Raw genomic sequence first — 17,889 nt, 5'->3', positions numbered from 1 at the left:
ATGTTAGTTTCGATGAAAGCGATATTAGATGATGCCCATAAACATAATTATGGTGTAATGGCAATGAATAGTATAAATATGGAAATGGTTCGAGGGGGGATCTTATCTGCAGCTTCGGAGAATTCACCAATAATTATTCAATTTGGTCCGGGACAAATGAAAAAGCACGCACATAAAGAAGAAATGTTACCATTAATCCAACAATTAGCAAAACGTGTTCATATCCCTGTTGCTTTAAATTTAGATCATGGAATGGATTTTGAGACGATCGTGGATTGTATCAACTCTGGATTTACTAATGTGATGTTTGATGGATCTAGCCTTTCTTACGAGGATAATCTCACAAAAACGGAAATTATATGTAATTTGGCTCATGCAAAAGGGTGCTCAGTTGAAGCTGAACTAGGACATGTTGGTCAAGCATTGTCTGAAGACGACCAAAATACCGATTTATATACTGACCCTGCTAAAGCGCTGGAGTTCGTTCAGTATACTAATGTTGATGCTTTAGCGGTTGCTATTGGAACAGCTCACGGAAATTACCCTAAAGGAAAAATTCCCCGGTTGGATTTTGATCGGTTGAAGGAGTTAAAGGCTACTCTAGATATGCCGCTTGTCTTACATGGTGGTTCAGGAGCTGGTGAGGAAAATTTACGCAAGGCGGTTGCGTTAGGGATTAATAAAATAAACGTTGCAACAGATGCATTTGAAGCAGCAAAAAAAGCTCTATTACATGCATATGATAACGATCCTTCGCTAGATTACCTCCAGCTATCTATGGAAACAGAAAAAGGAATTGCGAATTTTGTTAAACAATTTGTTCATGTTATTGGGTCAGCTGGTCGATGTTCCTTTACTCCATTTGATTTCGAAGTTCACGAATAAAAATGTTTATAACGGAGGATCAGCATATGAATAAAAATCAACAATACCAAAATACTATATTGAGGATTCTCGTTGATTCTCCTCAAATTACCGTTAGAAAAATCGCTGAAAAAATTGGATTGTCTGAAAAAACCACACGGCTTCAATTAGATTATTTAAATGAATACCTTAATCGAAAAAGTATCGGGTGCATCGAGCGAATACCTGGGAAAGGGGTAAAGTTAACCCTTGAAAAGACAATAAATGGCAAATTCTTACATTTAGATGTCCAAGATTCTTCTCTTAATGCACATATTTTACCTCAAATTTTACAAAAGTTGCTCAAATCAAATCCTATGATGTATATAACTCAAAAAAAGTTAGCTAATGAATTGTATGTTAGTCTACCTACGCTAAGAAAAGCCATTGCTGAGGCAAGAATTTGGTTAAAAGAGAATAATTTGGAGATTGAAACCATAAAGAATAAAGGGATGCGAGTCATCGGAAATGAAGTATCTATTCGATTTGCGATACGTAATCTTATTGTTCAAGACCAGGAGCAACCATTAGTGCAAAAATTATGTAAGTTTGTACCAGGACTTTCTATTGACAAATGTCGCAGTATTATTAAGTTTGCTGAGGAAAAATGGAAAATTCAATTTAGTAGTGAATCATTAGACCGAATATTGATTATGCTTTGTTTGTCTTTATATAGAAAGAAACTATCGGATCGCTTAAAATTTACAATCATTGAAGGGATCGAACGATTTAATGAATACAATTTTGCAGAAACGATCTACCAAATTGCTGAAGAACAAGGATATGATCCGGTGTCTTCAAACGATAAAAGGATTTTAGCATATGAAATATTGCTTTCCAGCAAGTTAGTCTGGCTTGATGATTCAGAAGATAAGAAAGATATCGATGAGTTAACGGTTCTAGATCAATTTGTTTCCAAATTTATCTTTACTGTTTCTGATGTCTTGAAAGAAGATTTATCAGAAGATCAAATGTTGATTGAAGACCTCAAAGAGCATTTGCGTTCGGCTATTTTCAGAATTAAGTATGGTTCAGTAGACCAAACGCTGATTGGCAAACAGCTTAAGCAGGAATTTAATAAAGTGTATTTAAGTGTATGGTCTACTAGCCAGCTTTTCGAAGAATATTTTGATATTCAAATAAGTGAAAATGAAGTTAGCTATATTGTTTTGTATATTGAATCAGCGCTGATGAGGAAGAAAAATAAGTCAAATTTGTTTTATACAACCAATCAATCCAGATCCGCAAGCCATTACGTTGCAGAGTTATTGAAACTAAATATTCCAGAAATCAATGAAATAAGAATCGTACGTTCCTCATTGCCAACTGCGAAGAAAGGTGAGTCAACTATTCATATTGCCGACCATGACACAGGCTTTTCCAACATTATAAAAATTTCAAAAATACCTGATAATAAGGATTTTCTTAAAATTAGAAAAGCACTTCGACACAAACAAATACCTTTGACCCAGAGCAAATTTTCTAAATCCATTCAAAGTCTCTTTGCACCGAATCTTTTTTTTATGAATGAAGAATCTACTTCTAAAGAAATGTTACTAAAGAAGATGACTAATAAATTAGCAGAAGAAGGATACGTCTCACAAGACTACTTTTCTACGTTGTGGAAACGTGAACAAGAGACTTCAACATGTGTTGGAAACAAGACGGCGATTCCTCACGGTGCTATGAAAGAAGTGAATGAGCCTAAAATAGCTGTTTGTACGTTGAAAACGAAGATGCAATGGTCGAAGGATGAGGAAGTGCAATTGATTTTTCTATTAGCAGCAAAGATGAACACAAAAGTTAATATTGATAAAACGAAAACCTTTTATAGTGATTTGATCCGAATAACAGAAAATGAGGAAATTTTTGAAAAACTGATAAATAGTCAAGATGGTGTAAAAGCCTATCGTTTTTTGTTTAGTTGATAAGGAGGAAATTATGAGTCTTAACGTGAAAGATATCATTGATCATAAACTAATTGATCTTGATCTGAATGCTTCTAATAAAAAAGAAGCAATTAGCCGACTTGCTCAATTACTGGCAAAGCAAAACTATATTGTAGATCAAGATTTATTTGTTAAAGATGTGTATCTAAGAGAAGAAGAGGGAATAACCGGCATGGGAAATAATGTAGCAATTCCTCATGGAAAATCAGCTGGAGTCTTAAAACCATGTCTTGCAATTGGAAAGACTTCTCGACAAATAGAATGGGAATCTTACGATGAAAAACCTGTCGTGTTAATTTTCTTATTTGCAGTCCCAGCTAATCAAGAAGGAGTGACTATTCACTTAAAGTTATTGTCGCAAGTTGCTGCAAAATTAGCGGACGAAAGTACATTAAAACAATTAAAAGATGAAGATGATGTCGAAAGATTTATCAAAATTCTTTCTCGATAAAAAGTATGGAAAAGGAGTGCTCGAATGAGAATTGCATTATTGAATGAATTTAGTCAATCAAACAAGAACCCGCTTATTTTTGAGACACTAAAGAAGGTAGTTAAAGAAAGTGAGCATACAGTCTATAATGTCGGGATGCAAAAGCCGTTGCTGAGTAAAGATCTTCCTGAAGCATACACTGATGAGAATCCGAGGCTAACCTATTTGCACCTAGGAGTTCAGGCGGCGTTACTACTTAATAGCCAGGCAGTCGACTTTGTATTAACAGGCTGTGGGACAGGTCAAGGCGCATTAATGTCCTTAAATTCATATCCGGGAGTATTTTGTGGCTATTGTATTGATCCAACAGATGCTTTTTTGTTTTCACAGATCAATAATGGAAATGCCTTGTCTATTCCATTTGCGAAAGGATTTGGTTGGGGAGCAGAAATTAATTTAGAGATGATAATTGACCGTGCAATAAACAGTTCAAGAGGACAAGGGTATCCACTTGAAAATAAGGCTTCGCAAAACAAAAATGTCCACTTATTGAAACAGTTACGGCAAACCACAACTATATCGTTAGAAAACATTTTGAAGAAATTAGATCCAGAATTTCTTAGTACTTGTTTGACTCCAAGATTTTTGGAATGCTTTCATCAAGGGGAATATGCAGATGTCTATTTACCTATTCTTGAACGTATTCAAAACAAACAATAGAAGGAAATACAATTATCAATTGATCAGACATACCGATTGATCTAAATTGAGTAATTTAAAACACTATATCCAGGCAAACCTAAGCTGATTGAATCAGTGGTGGTATCCTAAATATAGTGTTTTATTAATTTTTATTGTTTTACAGCATTTATGCTTTGTACAACTCACTCAAAGCTGGCAGATCATGGACTTGGTATTTTGCTTTAAAAGCTGCGATTTCTTCAGCGCTGAAGCGGTTCGGATCAAGTTTCAGTTCTTCGACAGGAAGAGGGCGTTCGTTAGCGATCTTGACATCGATCACCACAGGTCCGTGGCTTTCTTTAGCTTGTGTAAAGACGGATGCTAATTCTTCTTCCTTCGTTACCGTGAAGCCTTTCGCACCCAATGCTTCCCCAACTTTACCAAAATCAGCACCGGCTAATTGGACACCGAACTTGGTTTGCTCGGTATCTTCTTGCTCCGCTTCGATGAAGCCGAATGAGTCATTGGAAAAGACCACGTTGATGATTGGCAAATCATATTTCACTTGGGTGATGATGTCTTGCATTTGCATCGCAAAACCGCCATCCCCACTAAAGGTAAATACTTGGCGATTCGGATAGCTCAATTGAGCTGCGATCCCACCAGGTACACCATTGCCCATTGTCGCAAACCAGCCAGACGTTGTGAAACGCTGTTCACCCGTCATTTCTAAATGACGGATACTGTGAATCGTCACATTACCGACATCCGTGACAAACAGGGCATCAGGAGCTGCAATCCGGTTGATTTCTCGATAGACAGGTTCAGGACGCAAAGGAACTTGCGAATCATGGTAAAAACGATGGCGCCATTCATGCCAATTGCGACAGTTTTCTTGATTGGCTTTTAACCAAGCATCTGCAGGACGAGGGGCTGCCATCTCTGTCCATTTTCTAAGAGCGGTTGCACCATCTCCTAAAACGGAGACATCCGTCTGATGACGACGACCAAATTTCGAGGCGTCGATATCAACTTGGACAAAGTTGGCACCAGGATTGAAAAAGCGGCGGCCAAAAGGGAAGTCACTGCCGACAAAAACGATGAGATCGGCTTCTGCCAAAGCTTCATTGGCAGGTTTTGTCGCAACCCGTCCAGCAAATCCAAGAAAGTTTTCATAAAGATCAGGCACGATGCCTTTGGCTAAGACAGAAGCTGCGATAGGCATCGAGAAATGCTTAGAAAAAGCATCGATGGCATCAAAATGACCAAAGAGACCTTGTCCGATATAAAGGACGGGTTTTTTTGCTTGTTCAAAATAAGGAAGGGCAGCCTGTAAATCCTCTTCATCAGGCTGGAGAACACCTGTCTTATGATTTTTTGCGGTTGCAATCTCCTGTTTGTCGATTTCTGCAAACCCGTAATCGACCGGGATCGTTACCACAGCGACTCCTTTAAATTTGTAGGCTGCTTTAATGGCCTCGTCCACCACGTGGGGCAAACTTTCAGGGGACATGACCGTGCGATTGTAGATACTGACATCAGCGAACATCGGATTTTCATTCATTTCTTGAAAATCATTGTAGTTCATCGAGCTCGAAGCTACTTGTCCTAACAAGGCAACGACGGGCACGTTATCCATTTGAGCATCATATAAGCCATTGATCAAATGGGTGGCACCCGGACCAGCAGAACCAAAAACCGCACCGACTTTTCCCGTTAGCTTGGCATCAGCCGCTGCTGCCAGCGCACCTGCTTCTTCATGACGTACTTGAATATACTTGACCGATTGCCGTTCATGGTACAAAGCATCCATCGTTGAGTTGAAAGAGCCACCGGGGATTCCATAGATATGGTCGATGCCCCAAGCTTCAAAAACCTTGATCATTGCTATACCAGCATTGATTTTTGTCATTTTCTTCACTCGCTTTCTCTGTTGTCATTCGTTCTCTTTTAAGTATAAACGTTTCTCAAAAAGACAACAAAGAATGCGCCTTCTGTCACAAGGCGCAGCGAAAGACTTATTTTAGGAAATGAACGACTCAGTTGCGCAGCTCTTGCACGAATCGGCTGGCGATCTCTTTTGGTCGGGTGATGGCACCACCAACCACGATACCCGTCACACCCATATCTTGGATTTTCTTTGCTTGTTTCGGGGTGTGGATCTTGCCTTCGGCTATCACTGGAACCTTTGCTGCAACCAATTGCTGGATCAATTGATAATCTGGTTCGTCATTGGTGGGACTATTCGCCGTATAGCCGGACAAAGTTGTACCAACAAAATCGACGCCCGCTTCAAAGGCATTGATGCCTTCCTCATAGGTGGCGATATCTGCCATGAGTAGTTGATGGGGATAAAGAGTTTTGATTTGTTTGATAAAGGCATTGACCGTCAAGCCATCGTGACGTTTGCGCAAGGTGCAGTCCAAAGCGATCACCGCAATCTGTAAAGCTGCTAATTCGTGCACCTCTTTGATGGTCGCTGTGATAAATGGTTCTTCAGGTGGATAGTCTTTTTTGATGATTCCGATGATCGGCAGATCAACAGCGGCTTGGATTTCGCGAATATCGCGAACGGAATTGGCACGGATGCCAACAGCTCCAGCTTCTTGAGCTGCTTTTGCCAATAGGGGCATGACACCGCCTTTTTCGGTATACAAGGGTTCTCCAGGCAATGCTTGACAAGAAACAATCAACCCGCCCTTGATTTGTTGGGTAAAGACTTCTTTTTCCATTTATATAACACTTCCCATTCTGATAAAGGTTCGTTTCTCCCTTCGACTATATCATGAGGTTTTTTGCTTGTAAATGAATCAACACCTCTTTGAATCAAAGGCAAGACATTCAAAAAACGTGCAGCAAGCATCACTGTCATGGATACTTGCTGCACGTAACGAATAGGCTAGGCAGATTTTTTATTCTGCTTGTTTTGACGTGCATTGCTTGAACTTTTCAAAATCGATCGTTTGATTAGCAGGCAGCACTTCGTATTGCAATCGTTCTGTTTCTTCATCGTGAATGATATGGAGGATTTTTCCTTCGTCATCTACTGGTCCCAGACTGATGATCGTAAAGCGTTCATTGATGACTTCTAAATTTTGTAAAACCCCAGAAAACACTTTGCGAATATGATGGGCGGTTTTGATTTTTTTGTCCGCTTTTTCAACAGCCTTGGCCAACGTAAAGCCTTCATCTAAAAACGTTTTGATCATTTCCACTTTGACGACCGTGGGCAGTCGGTATTTTCGTGGGGCATTTTCTTCTTGTGGGACCGATTGAATAAATCCTTTTTGTTCCCAATAACGCAACTGGCGAGGGGAGATATCACACATTTGGCTAAGTTCGCTGATGCCGACTAACAAGTTTTCATTATCAACGAGTTTTCGAAAAAGATGAGACATACGGACTCCATTCTTGTAAAGGTATTTGTTAATATTGTAACTTGTTTTACTTTTATGTCAAGTAGGTTGACAAATTTCAGGGAAAGATTTAAAGTAAAGATGGTTTTATGAAAAATATACTGAAAAGAGTGTGAAATATGTCAACGAGTCGTCCTTTAGATATCTACGGCAAACCTTACAACCGTTCCTTACTGGTCATGGTTTTGCTGATCGGTACGTTTTGTACTGTTTTGAACCAAACATTGTTAACAACGGCTTTTCCAACTTTGATGGATGCCTTTGACATCTCAGCATCTGATGTTCAATGGCTGACCACTGGTTTCTTGCTGGTCAATGGGATCATGATCCCGATCACCGCATGGCTGATCAACAAGTTCAGCTCGAGAAGTCTTTACTTAACGGCAATGAGCATCTTCCTTGCAGGAACGATCGCTTGTTTTGCTGCACCGAACTTTTCTACATTATTGATTGGCCGCTTAGTGCAAGCTGCCGGTGTAGGGATCTCGATGCCGCTTTTGCAAAATATCATGTTGTCGATCTTCCCACCAGAAAAACGCGGTTCAGCCATGGGCATGTCAGGAATCGTTATTGGGTTAGCACCAGCCTTAGGCCCAACGTTATCTGGTTGGATCATTGATCATTATGACTGGCGCTATTTGTTCGGAATGGTCATTCCGATCGTCGTTTTAGTCTTAGTCTTAGCGCTCTTTCTAATGAAGAGTGTGATTGAATTGTCGCATCCGAAAATCGATCTGTTCTCAGCGATTTTATCAACCCTTGGTTTTGGTACATTGCTCTATGGCTTTTCAAGCGTCGGCGACAAAGGGTGGGGCAGTATTGAAGTAATCGGTTTTCTAGCAGCCGGTGTCTTTTTCATTGCTTTCTTTGCATGGCGTCAATTGCACATTGAGCATCCGTTCTTAGAGTTGCGCGTGTTCAAATCAACGACCTTTACCTTGGCGTCGATCCTTTCAGGGGTCACGAATATGGCGATGATCGGTGCTGAAATGGTTCTCCCATTGTATATCCAAAACATTCGTGGTGAGTCAGCGTTTCATTCAGGATTGATGTTATTGCCAGGTGCGTTGATCATGGGGATCATGATGCCGATCACTGGTGCGATCTTTGATAAGTATGGTGCAAAACGTTTAGCTATCACCGGGATGTTTATCTTGACTGCCGCAACCTTACCATTTGCTTTCTTAACAAAAGATACACCGATTTTGCATATCATCATTCTTTATGGGATTCGGATGTTCGGGATCTCAATGGTGATGATGCCAGTAACGACTTCAGGAATGAATGCCTTACCTGGTCATTTGATCAGTCACGGTACCGCGGTAAACAATACGTTCCGTCAAGTAGCCAGCTCAATTGGTACGGCTATCTTGATCAGTGTCTTGACAAACGTCACCAAGGGCAACTTGCCAAGTGATTCTTTGCTGGATGCAACGCCTTTGGCATACAAAGAAAAAGCAATTGAAGCGACTTTATCTGGCTACCATGCCGCCTTTTATGTGGCAGCGGTCTTTAGCTTCTTAGGATTCTTGATCGCCTTCTCCTTAAAGAAAAAAGAACCACGATTGACGGTTCTTGAAGGAGGTGCGGACAAATGATCTTGCTTTTGATCGTTCTTAGCGTGTTAGGGTTTGCGGTACTGAATGTCTTTGCCAAAAACAAGCTGCAAACAGGTTTATCATTGGTCTTAGGTCTAGTCTTCGTGGCAAGTGTCGTCGCATTGATGGCCAATTTGACCTATCATTTTGGAATGGAAAAAGAAACGACTGCTAAAACAACCCCACTGGTTTCTAGTGCCGATAACGAGAATTTTGATTTGCTATTGTATCAGCCATTAGGAGATGGTACGGAAAAAATCTACCTATATAAAACGGATGCTGATCAAGAGGAACCAAAACAAACCGGTACTGATAAAGTGACTAATGTTGTGGAAACAGGGGCTGATTCAGCTCAATTAGAAACAAAAACGACGCGCTGGGTTTATAAAAGTGACCTATCACGCTTCTTGTTCGGGATCGCTGATAACGATGGCCAATATGTCAGCCGTACCAATACGTTCTCATTGCCAGATTCATGGGAAGTCTTGAGTGTGGATCAAGCAAAAAAACTGGCTTCTTTAGCGAAAGAACAAGCGGACACCATGAAAACACAAGGACAAGCCTATGTCCAAGAAAAAATGCAAGCTGCATTAATGGCTGATCCAACGATGGATGAGGCAGCCCAAAAAGCAAAAATCGCTGAATTGACAGAAGCTTATCAAAAAGAAGCGCTGGCAAAATTGCTGGAAGAAGCAAAAAAGTAAAAACGAGCAGATAGTCAGGGGAGGGAAGAATCAAATCGGATTCTTCTGTCCCTTTTTTATATGGAACGTGATACTTTTGAAAAACGGCTGCCACCAAAAAAAATCCCACACACTAGAAGTGAGTGGGATTTTTTTTAATCAAATGAGCACGCGGCAATCCGGTCGAAAGCTTCTTTTAACAAGTCCAACGATTGGGTGGCAGCTAAGCGAACATAGCCATCGCCGGTCGTTTCTCCAAAGGCTTTCCCAGGGATCATCAGCACACTGGTTTCCTTTAATAATTTCTCGACAAAGCTGACAGAGTCCAACCCCGTTTGTTCAATGTTGATGAAGGCATACATGCTTCCTTTGACTGGGGATAAGGAAAGGAACGGGATCTCAGCAACCCGTTGTTCAATGTAAGTCAGTCGTTCCTTAAAGACAGCAACCACTTGCGGCACGAGGGTATCATAGTGATTCAATGCGTAAATACCTGCCCGTTGTGAAGGAGTTGGTGCCGAATAGGCGATCGCCTCATTGATCAGTTTTGCCGTAAGATTGATCGATTCAGGTGCGATCATGTAACCGATCCGCCAGCCTGTCATGGCAAAGGCTTTTGAGAAACTGCTGAATGTGATGGTGTTCTCAGGTGCGAAGGCTGCCATCGGTACAAAGGTGTCATCAAAGCAAAAGGCTTCATAGACTTCATCTGAGAGGATTAGTAAGTCATGGTCAATGGCAACTGCTGCGATTTTTTCAAAAGTTTCTGAAGAAAAAACAGCACCAGTAGGATTGTTGGGTGAATTGATAATGATTGCCCGGGTTTTCTCAGTGATAGCGGCTTTTAAAACCTCGACGTCGATTTGAAAGCCATCTTTTTCAAAGGTCGGAATAAAGACTGGCACACCACCGACTAGTTCGACTTGTTGTTTGTAAGGCGAAAAGTACGGTTCGTGAATAATCACTTCATCACCGGGATCAATGATGGCAGCCAAAGCTAAGTACATGCCATGCAATGCACCGACAGTTCCTCGTACTTGATTAGGAGAAAAAGTAAGCTGGTATTGCTTTTGGTAAAAATCAACGACAGTTTGGATAAAATCAGCACTGCCGTCTGAAGCGGTGTATTTTGTATGACCTGCTTTGACGTCAGCAAAAGCTGCTTCAATGATTGTCGCATCTGTAATCAAATCAGGATCACCAATCGACAAATCAATCAAATTTGGGGTTTTCTTCGCAAGAGTGGCGATCTCCATTAAAAGATTTTCTTCTGGTTGTAAAAAACGTTCTGCAATCAACGGACGGTTCATTTTGTCATCTCCAATTTCTATAAAACTTTGCTTAAAAAATCCTGTGTCCGCGCATTTTGCGGATGCTCAAAGATCTGTTCTGGTGTTCCTTGTTCTTGAATGATACCGTCAGCCATAAAGATGACACGATCGGCGACTTCTTTTGCGAAGCCCATTTCGTGGGTAACGACGACCATCGTCATGCCTTTTTCTGCCAAAGCTTGCATGACCGTCAACACTTCTCCAACCATTTCTGGGTCCAATGCTGAGGTTGGTTCGTCAAAGAGCATTACATCAGGATCCATTGCCAATGCTCTAGCAATAGCCACCCGTTGCTGCTGCCCGCCAGAAAGGCTAGAGGGGTAACTATCCGCTTTTTCAGCTAAGCCAACCTGCTCCAGCAATCCTTTCGCTGTCTCTTCGGCAGCAGCTTGCTCTTGCTGTTTGACTTTGATCGGGCTGATAGTCAGATTTTCTAACACCGTTTTATGAGGGAATAAATTGAAGCTTTGAAAGACCATTCCCATTTTTTGACGAATCTGATCGATTTTCACCCCTTTTGCCAATAAATCATTGCCTTCGAAGGTGATTTTCCCGCCAGTCGGCTGTTCAAGAAGATTCAAGCAGCGTAAGAAAGTACTTTTCCCACTTCCTGAGGGGCCGATGATCACAACGACTTCACCAGGTGTCACTTCAAGATCGATTTCTTTTAAGACGGTATTCTCGCCAAATGTTTTCACTAATTTTTCAACTTTAATCACTAGTTTTCATTCTCCTTTCAGCAACACCCAATAGACGTGAGAGGGCGAAGGTCAATACAAAGTAGATCAATGATACGATAACGTATGGTAAAAATGGTTTGAAGCTGGCCCCTTGAACGACGCCTGTTTGGAAAATCAGTTCAGACACACCGATTACCGATACGACCGAAGACTCTTTGATGACCGTGACAAATTCATTTCCTAAAGCAGGCAAGATGTTTTTGATGGCTTGCGGGAAAATGATGAAGCGCATCGCTTGGATCTGATTCATGCCTAATGAACGAGCGGCTTCCAGCTGTCCTTTATTGACGGCATTGATCCCAGCACGAATGATTTCTGCCACATAGGCGGCACTGTTTAGTGCTAAGGCAATACAGCCAGCAGCTAACTTCGAAAGCTCTAAGCCTAAAACGCCTGTTCCAAAGTATACAATAAATATTTGTACTAACAAAGGTGTTCCCCGAACATATTCAATATAGACAGCGGCAATGACTTTCAATGCTTTTGACTTAGAAAGCTTCATAAAGGCTAACAAGCTGCCACCGATAGAGCCGAATAATACCCCAACCAAGGCTAGGAAGATCGTATAGCCAGTTCCAGTGATGTAAAAAGGCAGATATTTTTCCCAAAAGCTTTGCTCTTCATCGATCGTGCCTTCTTCGGTAAACATCAATCGATAGGCATCTTCTTTGTATTGGCTTAAAAGATCATTACTAATGATAGTTTCAATGGAGGAATTGAGTTTTTCCAGTAAAACTGGCGCTTCTTTCGAGATGGCGATCGCGGTCTCCTTCACGCCGTTTTCAAACGTGACATTTTCGGCTAATGCCAAGGTATCATTCGCCGTCACATAAGCTTCGGCGACGGGACCTTCCATCACGATCGCATCGATCTTGCGTGATTTTAGATTGGTGATCAAATCAGGCACCCTTTGCAAAGAGGTGACGGTCGAGCCAGTCAATTCTGTATTTGCCAGCTCTTCTTGTGTGGTTTGTCGTTGTGCACCGACAGATACACCATCAAAATCAGCCGTCGATTGGAAACGATCCGCGTCTTCTGCTCGAACCAGGACGGTCTGTTGGACTTCCATATAGGTATCAGTGAAATTGACTTCTTTACGGCGCTCATCCGTAGCAGCCATCCCAGAGATGACGACATCGATTTTACCCGTTTTTAGAGCCCCTAACAGCGCGTCGAACCCAAGCTCCTCAATTTTCAGATCGACCCCTAAGTCATCTGCAATTTTTTGGGCAATCGAGATATCGATCCCCACGATTTCATTTTTTCCATCAACATTGGCACGGAATTCATATGGTGCATAATCGGCAGATAAACCCACGACCAATACACCATTTTCTTTGACTTTTTCATAGATTGGATCGGTTTCTTCTGCATGTGCTTGTCCGACAAAGAAAAACGGCAGCAACGCTGTGATGATCCCTAATAAAACAGTACCCTTACTAAACCTTTTCATGTAAACGCCCCTTTAACTTTTTCTGTGCATCTATTAAAAATGCAAATAATAACTAATAAATGTATAAAAATACATATAAGTGATAGAAACTATCATAGCATAACATCAGTTGAAGTCAATAAGTCAGAGAAAAAAAGTCAAAAATTGTTGTAGAGCGTAAAACCATTTATTCAAATTATTTGCAATCCAAGGAAGAACAAAGTGGAGAAGGAGCAGCAGCCATTTTCTATACACATCTATTTGAAAGGATGCTTAGAAAATAACGGATAGTGAAGAAAGAAAGCAGCTTCGCTTAAACGAGAAACAGGATCTGCAATGACAAAATAAAAAGTTGTCTGAAACAAAGCGGCAAAAACGAAACATAAGACATTTTTTGGATTTCTTGCGATAATAAAAGAGAAGAGGAGGCGATAGAATGAAGGTCGTATTGATTCGACATGGTGAAAGCGAAGCAAATTTTGAAAATTACTGGACAGGGTGGCTGGATGTTTCTCTGACCGAAAAAGGCCGACAACAAGCTTGGGCTGCGGGGGAACAGATCAAAGCATTGGGGATTTCCTTTGATTTTGCCTTTGCATCTGTGCTGCAGCGAACGATCATCACTTGCGATGCCGTTCTGGAAGCCAGCAATCAGCTTTGGGTTCCTGTGAAAAAAACATGGCGCCTAAATGAACGTCATTATGGCCAATTAGTAGGGGTCAATAAAGATGAGATGGTGGCAAAGTATGGAAAAGAACAGGTGCAAAAATGGCGACGTGGATATGATGAACCGCCTTTATATGTGGAGGAAAATGATTTAGACCGACGCTATGATTCTTTAGACCCTCGCTTGATACCTAAGGGAGAAAATCTGGGGATGGTGGTGGCGCGAGTAGTCCCATTTTGGCAAGACCAGGTGGTTCCGTTACTTAAAGATCATAAGAATATTCTCATTACTGGTCATGGGAACAGCTTGCGGTCGTTAGTCAAATACTTGGAAGACGTGCCAAAAGATGCCATGGATACGATCGATATTCCTAACGCACAGCCGATCATTTATGAGTTTGATAGCCAAGCAAACTTGATTGAACGGGCGTAATAACGAACATTTAAAGAATAAACCACATTTTCGTTTGATGTTACATCGAAAATGTGGTTTTGTTGTGCTATAATAAGAAAAATTTTATGAAAGGCGGGAGGATATGAAAGCCGTATTAACCGTTATTGGAAAAGACAAGGTTGGGATCATTGCTGGTGTTAGCCAGAAATTAGCAGAATTAGAAATCAATATTTTAGATGTGTCCCAAACGATCATGGAAGATTACTTCACGATGATGATGCTTTTAAACATGGATGCCAATCAGGATTTTGATGGTGTTCGTGAGGAGCTTCACCAAATTGGTCGTACATTAGGTGTAAAAATCAGCATTCAAAATCAAGAGATTTTTGATACCATGCACAAATTATAGGAGGCACTATGGAGACAAATCAAATACTTGAAACCATTCGCATGGTGGAAGAAGAAAACTTAGATATTCGTACCATCACAATGGGGATCTCATTATTGGATTGTATTGACGCCGACATTGATCGTACCTGTGAGAAAATTTTTCAAAAAATTACAACAAAAGCGAAAGATCTTGTCAAAGTCGGCGAAGAGATCGAAAGTGAATATGGCATTCCGATCATTAACAAGCGGATTTCGGTTACCCCTGTAGCGATCGTAGTGGCAGCTTGCCAGCCGACACCCGCAGACTGTATCAAAGTTGCGAAGACCTTGGATCGAGCGGCGCAAGAAGTCGGAGTCAATTTCATCGGCGGCTATAGCGCACTAGTAGAAAAAGGCTATCAAGGCGGCGACCTTGCATTGATCGAATCGATTCCAGAAGCCTTGGCTCAAACCAATTTTGTCTGTTCGTCGGTCAATATTGGATCAACGAAAGCTGGGATCAACATGGATGCAGTACGTCTGATGGGAGAAACAGTCAAGAAGACGGCTGAGGCATCAGATATGGGCTGTGCGAAGCTCGTCGTCTTTGCGAATGCAGTGGAAGACAATCCCTTTATGGCGGGGGCTTTTCATGGGGTCGGTGAAGCTGATGTGGAAATCAACGTTGGTGTCAGCGGACCTGGTGTCGTCAAACGTGCCTTGGAAAAAGTCAAAGGCGAGTCCTTTGATGTCGTGGCGGAAACAGTCAAAAAAACAGCTTTCAAGATCACGCGGATGGGGCAATTGGTCGGGCGCGTGGCTTCAGAGCGCTTGGGCGTTCCATTCGGGATCGTCGATCTTTCGCTGGCGCCAACTCCTGCAGTCGGCGATAGTGTGGCATTGATTTTAGAAGAAATGGGTCTAGAATCTGTCGGTACCCACGGAACGACGGCGGCTTTGGCCTTGTTAAATGATGCAGTAAAAAAAGGCGGCGTAATGGCATGTAACCATGTTGGAGGTCTGTCGGGTGCCTTTATCCCCGTTTCTGAAGACGCAGGGATGATCAAGGCTGTAGAAGCTGGTTTATTGAATTTAGAAAAACTTGAAGCCATGACGGCGATCTGTTCTGTCGGTTTGGATATGATTGCGATTCCAGGAGATACTTCTGCTGAGACGATCGCCGCAATGATTGCGGATGAAGCAGCGATCGGCGTCATCAACCACAAGACGACAGCTGTCCGAATCATTCCAGCGAAAGACAAAAAAATCGGCGACCGCATTGAATTTGGTGGATTATTAGGGACGGCACCAGTGATGAAAACCAATCCTGCACAGTCTACTGATTTCATTTTACGTGGGGGACGTATTCCCGCTCCGATCCATTCATTCAAAAATTAATTTGTACTCCTTTACTAGGAAAATATGATAAAATGACCTTTAAAAGACCGACCCAAATGCTGTCTTTTAAAGGTTTTTTAGTCATGTAACTATTTTTTTCATGCTTAAGGCGGATGTTTTATCATTTGAAATCGAATACAATGAAAGATAACACGATGAAAAGGGGTGGTAAAATGAAGAAAATCTTCCAACTTGGGATGTTGGTTTTTGTTGGTTTGATGGGATTTTTTGTCCTTCAACCATCAATTGCCTTTGGACAGACATTTGTTCGTGATGATGCCGGGGTCCTTTCACAAGAGACGATCAAACAAATCGATACTTTGAATAAAGAGGGCTTTCAATCATTGACTGGAGCACCAGAATATGCTGTGATCACGATCCCTTCTTTAGATGGGCAATCGATTGAAGAGCGTAATTTGGAACTGTTCAATGAGTATGGTTTAGGAAATCCAGAGGACAATAATGGACTATTGTTTCTCTTTGCCATTGACGATCGTGAATTTCGTCTGGGTTATGGCGATGGACTATCCTATGTCTTCAGTGAGCTATCGGAAGATGATTTAGTGGATGAAGATGCCAAAGACGCATTACGAGATGAAGATTATGATACAGCGATATTGGCAGCTTCTAATGAAGTCTATCAGCGAATGAAAGAAGCAGATGAAACGATTGGTTTAGGGACGATCTATCAAGATGGCAAGCAAATGTTAGCAGAAAAACAGGCACAAGAAGCAGAAGCCACTAAGCAGATGTGGTTCACTATTGGTAAAATCGTCAGTGGTGTCGTAGCGGCAGCAGCTGCAGGCCTTGTCGGTTTCATCAGTTTTCGCCATCTTAAAACCAAACGGCGTTTTGAAGAGCACCTGCCATTGCCGAAACATCTGTTAGAAGATAGTCACTTCCAACAGAAAGATTTCTTGAAATGGGCTAGCAATAGAAAGAACTATCAGCGTTACCATCAGTATCAGACAGCAAAAGATTGTCAACAAGCATTTACGCAGTATGTGACGAGGACTTATGTGCCAGCGAAATTGACTTCGGTCACTGGATTGTCGACAGCGGATAAACGAGTCATCCAACACGGCTTGACGAATCCAGCAATTGGCGCCTATTTTTCAAACTTGCTGATGAAGAAACAAACCACAGTCAAACAGTTCGGTCAGGTGATCCTTACACAACATGACACCTTAAAAACCTATGAAGCCCAATTAGGCAGGGAAGTGACTGAACGGATGGCAGACTACGATTTGACTGATGCGGTGTTACCCGAAAATCTGCCTTTAGCAGATGCTTATCGAGCAGAAATAGCCAAGCAAGCCAAAGAAGAGATCAGAAGACGCAATGAGCAAGGGCGATACTTAGCTCAACTTTTGACGGAAAAAGCGACCTATCCTGAGATGGTACAAGCCATTCCAAAAGAAGTTTCTGATGTTCTAGCGGAAGTGAAAACAGATGCCTTGTTCCAAGTTGACTTGAAACAGGTTTATCAAAATCACCCAGATTTAGCGAACAAATTATCCTCATTTGATGCTTCTGATCGAGCAGCGGTTTTGAATAATGCTCGCCAAGAGTATGACCCCCATGGTATGAATATGGCGTTGTTCTTTGTGATGATGAATAATCATGTGACCCATCAAGAACAAGTCATTGCCGATACGCAAAGTTCTTCGAATGATTTTGGCGGCTTTAGCGGAGGAAGCAGCAGCGGTGGCGGTGTTTCTGGTAGCTGGTAATTTTTCGTAAGGAAGAACGTTCATTGTTCTGCAATACATTCGCTTGCATGTAGGTTTGTGCAAGCGGAAGGATTGTATGGTCAATGGCGTTTTTTCTTGTAGAGGAAATCCCTTGATAAATAAGACAAACCAAACAAAGTGTGGTAAACTTTTTAGAGTTACTGAA

General features: G+C 41.6%; 16 protein-coding genes. 10 read left to right on the top strand and 6 right to left on the bottom strand.

From position 1 onward, the window contains the following. Genes IGI72_RS10005 through IGI72_RS09990 form a run of 4 tightly spaced genes read left to right on the top strand, consistent with a single transcriptional unit; the run spans position 1 to position 4,002 of the window. On the top strand, positions 1-885 hold the full coding sequence (locus IGI72_RS10005; RefSeq protein WP_438754016.1) for a class II fructose-bisphosphate aldolase: 885 nt from the start codon (positions 1-3) through the stop codon (positions 883-885). Positions 886-911: 26 nt separating this feature from the next. After that, complete coding sequence (locus IGI72_RS10000) at positions 912-2,831, top strand: BglG family transcription antiterminator (protein WP_159161583.1); 1,920 nt, start codon at positions 912-914, stop codon at positions 2,829-2,831. Between the two features lie 13 nt (positions 2,832-2,844). After that, complete coding sequence (locus IGI72_RS09995; protein WP_375837609.1) at positions 2,845-3,303, top strand: PTS sugar transporter subunit IIA; 459 nt, start codon at positions 2,845-2,847, stop codon at positions 3,301-3,303. Between the two features lie 24 nt (positions 3,304-3,327). Further along, a complete protein-coding gene (locus IGI72_RS09990; RefSeq protein WP_375837611.1) occupies positions 3,328-4,002 on the top strand; it encodes an RpiB/LacA/LacB family sugar-phosphate isomerase in 675 nt (224 codons plus the stop codon). 148 nt (positions 4,003-4,150) lie between these two features. Here the strand turns inward: IGI72_RS09990 and spxB are convergent, their stop codons facing one another. From spxB to IGI72_RS09975, 3 genes are all read right to left on the bottom strand, one after another. Next, complete coding sequence (gene spxB / locus IGI72_RS09985) at positions 4,151-5,875, bottom strand: pyruvate oxidase (RefSeq protein WP_438754012.1); 1,725 nt, start codon at positions 5,873-5,875, stop codon at positions 4,151-4,153. A 127-nt stretch (positions 5,876-6,002) separates the two neighbouring features. Continuing rightward, positions 6,003-6,695 (bottom strand): N-acetylmannosamine-6-phosphate 2-epimerase, encoded by a 693-nt coding sequence (locus tag IGI72_RS09980; protein ID WP_231473184.1) that lies wholly within the window; start codon positions 6,693-6,695, stop codon positions 6,003-6,005. A 180-nt stretch (positions 6,696-6,875) separates the two neighbouring features. Beyond that, positions 6,876-7,361: a MerR family transcriptional regulator gene (locus IGI72_RS09975; protein WP_005230125.1), complete on the bottom strand. Its 486-nt coding sequence runs from the start codon at positions 7,359-7,361 to the stop codon at positions 6,876-6,878. A gap of 137 nt (positions 7,362-7,498) precedes the next feature. Here IGI72_RS09975 and IGI72_RS09970 point away from each other — a divergent pair, with 137 nt between their 5' ends. After that, complete coding sequence (locus IGI72_RS09970; protein WP_015509856.1) at positions 7,499-8,977, top strand: MDR family MFS transporter; 1,479 nt, start codon at positions 7,499-7,501, stop codon at positions 8,975-8,977. Then, positions 8,974-9,681: a DUF4811 domain-containing protein gene (locus IGI72_RS09965; protein ID WP_156236686.1), complete on the top strand. Its 708-nt coding sequence runs from the start codon at positions 8,974-8,976 to the stop codon at positions 9,679-9,681. Before IGI72_RS09970 ends, IGI72_RS09965 begins: the two co-directional genes overlap by 4 nt. Before the next feature lie 134 nt (positions 9,682-9,815). On the opposite strand, the gene IGI72_RS09960 is transcribed toward IGI72_RS09965, so the two are convergent. The 3 genes from IGI72_RS09960 to IGI72_RS09950 are packed head-to-tail and all read right to left on the bottom strand — an operon-like array spanning position 9,816 to position 13,184. Then, positions 9,816-10,970: a pyridoxal phosphate-dependent aminotransferase gene (locus IGI72_RS09960; RefSeq protein WP_438754009.1), complete on the bottom strand. Its 1,155-nt coding sequence runs from the start codon at positions 10,968-10,970 to the stop codon at positions 9,816-9,818. Positions 10,971-10,987: 17 nt separating this feature from the next. Continuing rightward, on the bottom strand, positions 10,988-11,710 hold the full coding sequence (locus IGI72_RS09955; protein ID WP_005230134.1) for an amino acid ABC transporter ATP-binding protein: 723 nt from the start codon (positions 11,708-11,710) through the stop codon (positions 10,988-10,990). Further along, positions 11,703-13,184, bottom strand: coding sequence for an ABC transporter substrate-binding protein/permease (locus IGI72_RS09950; RefSeq protein WP_438754007.1), 1,482 nt, complete (start codon positions 13,182-13,184; stop codon positions 11,703-11,705). The genes IGI72_RS09955 and IGI72_RS09950 overlap by 8 nt, the downstream gene beginning before the upstream one ends. 415 nt (positions 13,185-13,599) lie before the next feature. Here IGI72_RS09950 and IGI72_RS09945 point away from each other — a divergent pair, with 415 nt between their 5' ends. From IGI72_RS09945 to IGI72_RS09930, 4 genes are all read left to right on the top strand, one after another. Further along, positions 13,600-14,262 (top strand): 2,3-bisphosphoglycerate-dependent phosphoglycerate mutase, encoded by a 663-nt coding sequence (locus tag IGI72_RS09945; RefSeq protein ID WP_438754005.1) that lies wholly within the window; start codon positions 13,600-13,602, stop codon positions 14,260-14,262. 103 nt (positions 14,263-14,365) lie between these two features. After that, complete coding sequence (locus IGI72_RS09940) at positions 14,366-14,632, top strand: ACT domain-containing protein (RefSeq protein ID WP_005230142.1); 267 nt, start codon at positions 14,366-14,368, stop codon at positions 14,630-14,632. 8 nt (positions 14,633-14,640) lie between these two features. Next, entirely contained in the window at positions 14,641-15,990 is a 1,350-nt protein-coding gene (locus IGI72_RS09935; protein WP_005230144.1) for a PFL family protein, read from the top strand. A 140-nt stretch (positions 15,991-16,130) separates the two neighbouring features. Next, positions 16,131-17,723 carry a TPM domain-containing protein gene (locus tag IGI72_RS09930; protein ID WP_438755085.1) on the top strand — a complete coding sequence of 531 codons (1,593 nt, stop codon included), beginning with the start codon at positions 16,131-16,133 and terminating at the stop codon, positions 17,721-17,723. Positions 17,724-17,889 lie beyond the last annotated feature (166 nt).

This window comes from Enterococcus sp. DIV1059_2 (genome assembly GCF_051713685.1).
Taxonomy (GTDB): Bacteria; Bacillota; Bacilli; order Lactobacillales; family Enterococcaceae; genus Enterococcus_D; species Enterococcus_D casseliflavus.
The sequence above is the reverse complement of the archived record's forward strand: the minus strand, read 5'-3'. Positions and strand labels throughout refer to the sequence as shown.

Bases quoted from the DNA above. Each gene is read 5' to 3' on its own strand.
- IGI72_RS10005 (WP_438754016.1), top strand. From the start codon at position 1: ATGTTAGTTTCGATGAAAGCGATATTAGATGATGCCCATAAACATAAT.
- IGI72_RS09965 (WP_156236686.1), top strand. From the start codon at position 8,974: ATGATCTTGCTTTTGATCGTTCTTAGCGTGTTAGGGTTTGCGGTACTG.
- IGI72_RS09980 (WP_231473184.1), bottom strand. From the start codon at position 6,695: ATGGAAAAAGAAGTCTTTACCCAACAAATCAAGGGCGGGTTGATTGTT.
- IGI72_RS09970 (WP_015509856.1), top strand. From the start codon at position 7,499: ATGTCAACGAGTCGTCCTTTAGATATCTACGGCAAACCTTACAACCGT.
- IGI72_RS09940 (WP_005230142.1), top strand. From the start codon at position 14,366: ATGAAAGCCGTATTAACCGTTATTGGAAAAGACAAGGTTGGGATCATT.
- IGI72_RS09950 (WP_438754007.1), bottom strand. From the start codon at position 13,184: ATGAAAAGGTTTAGTAAGGGTACTGTTTTATTAGGGATCATCACAGCG.
- IGI72_RS09945 (WP_438754005.1), top strand. From the start codon at position 13,600: ATGAAGGTCGTATTGATTCGACATGGTGAAAGCGAAGCAAATTTTGAA.
- spxB (WP_438754012.1), bottom strand. From the start codon at position 5,875: ATGACAAAAATCAATGCTGGTATAGCAATGATCAAGGTTTTTGAAGCT.
- IGI72_RS09975 (WP_005230125.1), bottom strand. From the start codon at position 7,361: ATGTCTCATCTTTTTCGAAAACTCGTTGATAATGAAAACTTGTTAGTC.
- IGI72_RS09930 (WP_438755085.1), top strand. From the start codon at position 16,131: ATGAAAGATAACACGATGAAAAGGGGTGGTAAAATGAAGAAAATCTTC.
- IGI72_RS09995 (WP_375837609.1), top strand. From the start codon at position 2,845: ATGAGTCTTAACGTGAAAGATATCATTGATCATAAACTAATTGATCTT.
- IGI72_RS09935 (WP_005230144.1), top strand. From the start codon at position 14,641: ATGGAGACAAATCAAATACTTGAAACCATTCGCATGGTGGAAGAAGAA.
- IGI72_RS10000 (WP_159161583.1), top strand. From the start codon at position 912: ATGAATAAAAATCAACAATACCAAAATACTATATTGAGGATTCTCGTT.
- IGI72_RS09990 (WP_375837611.1), top strand. From the start codon at position 3,328: ATGAGAATTGCATTATTGAATGAATTTAGTCAATCAAACAAGAACCCG.
- IGI72_RS09960 (WP_438754009.1), bottom strand. From the start codon at position 10,970: ATGAACCGTCCGTTGATTGCAGAACGTTTTTTACAACCAGAAGAAAAT.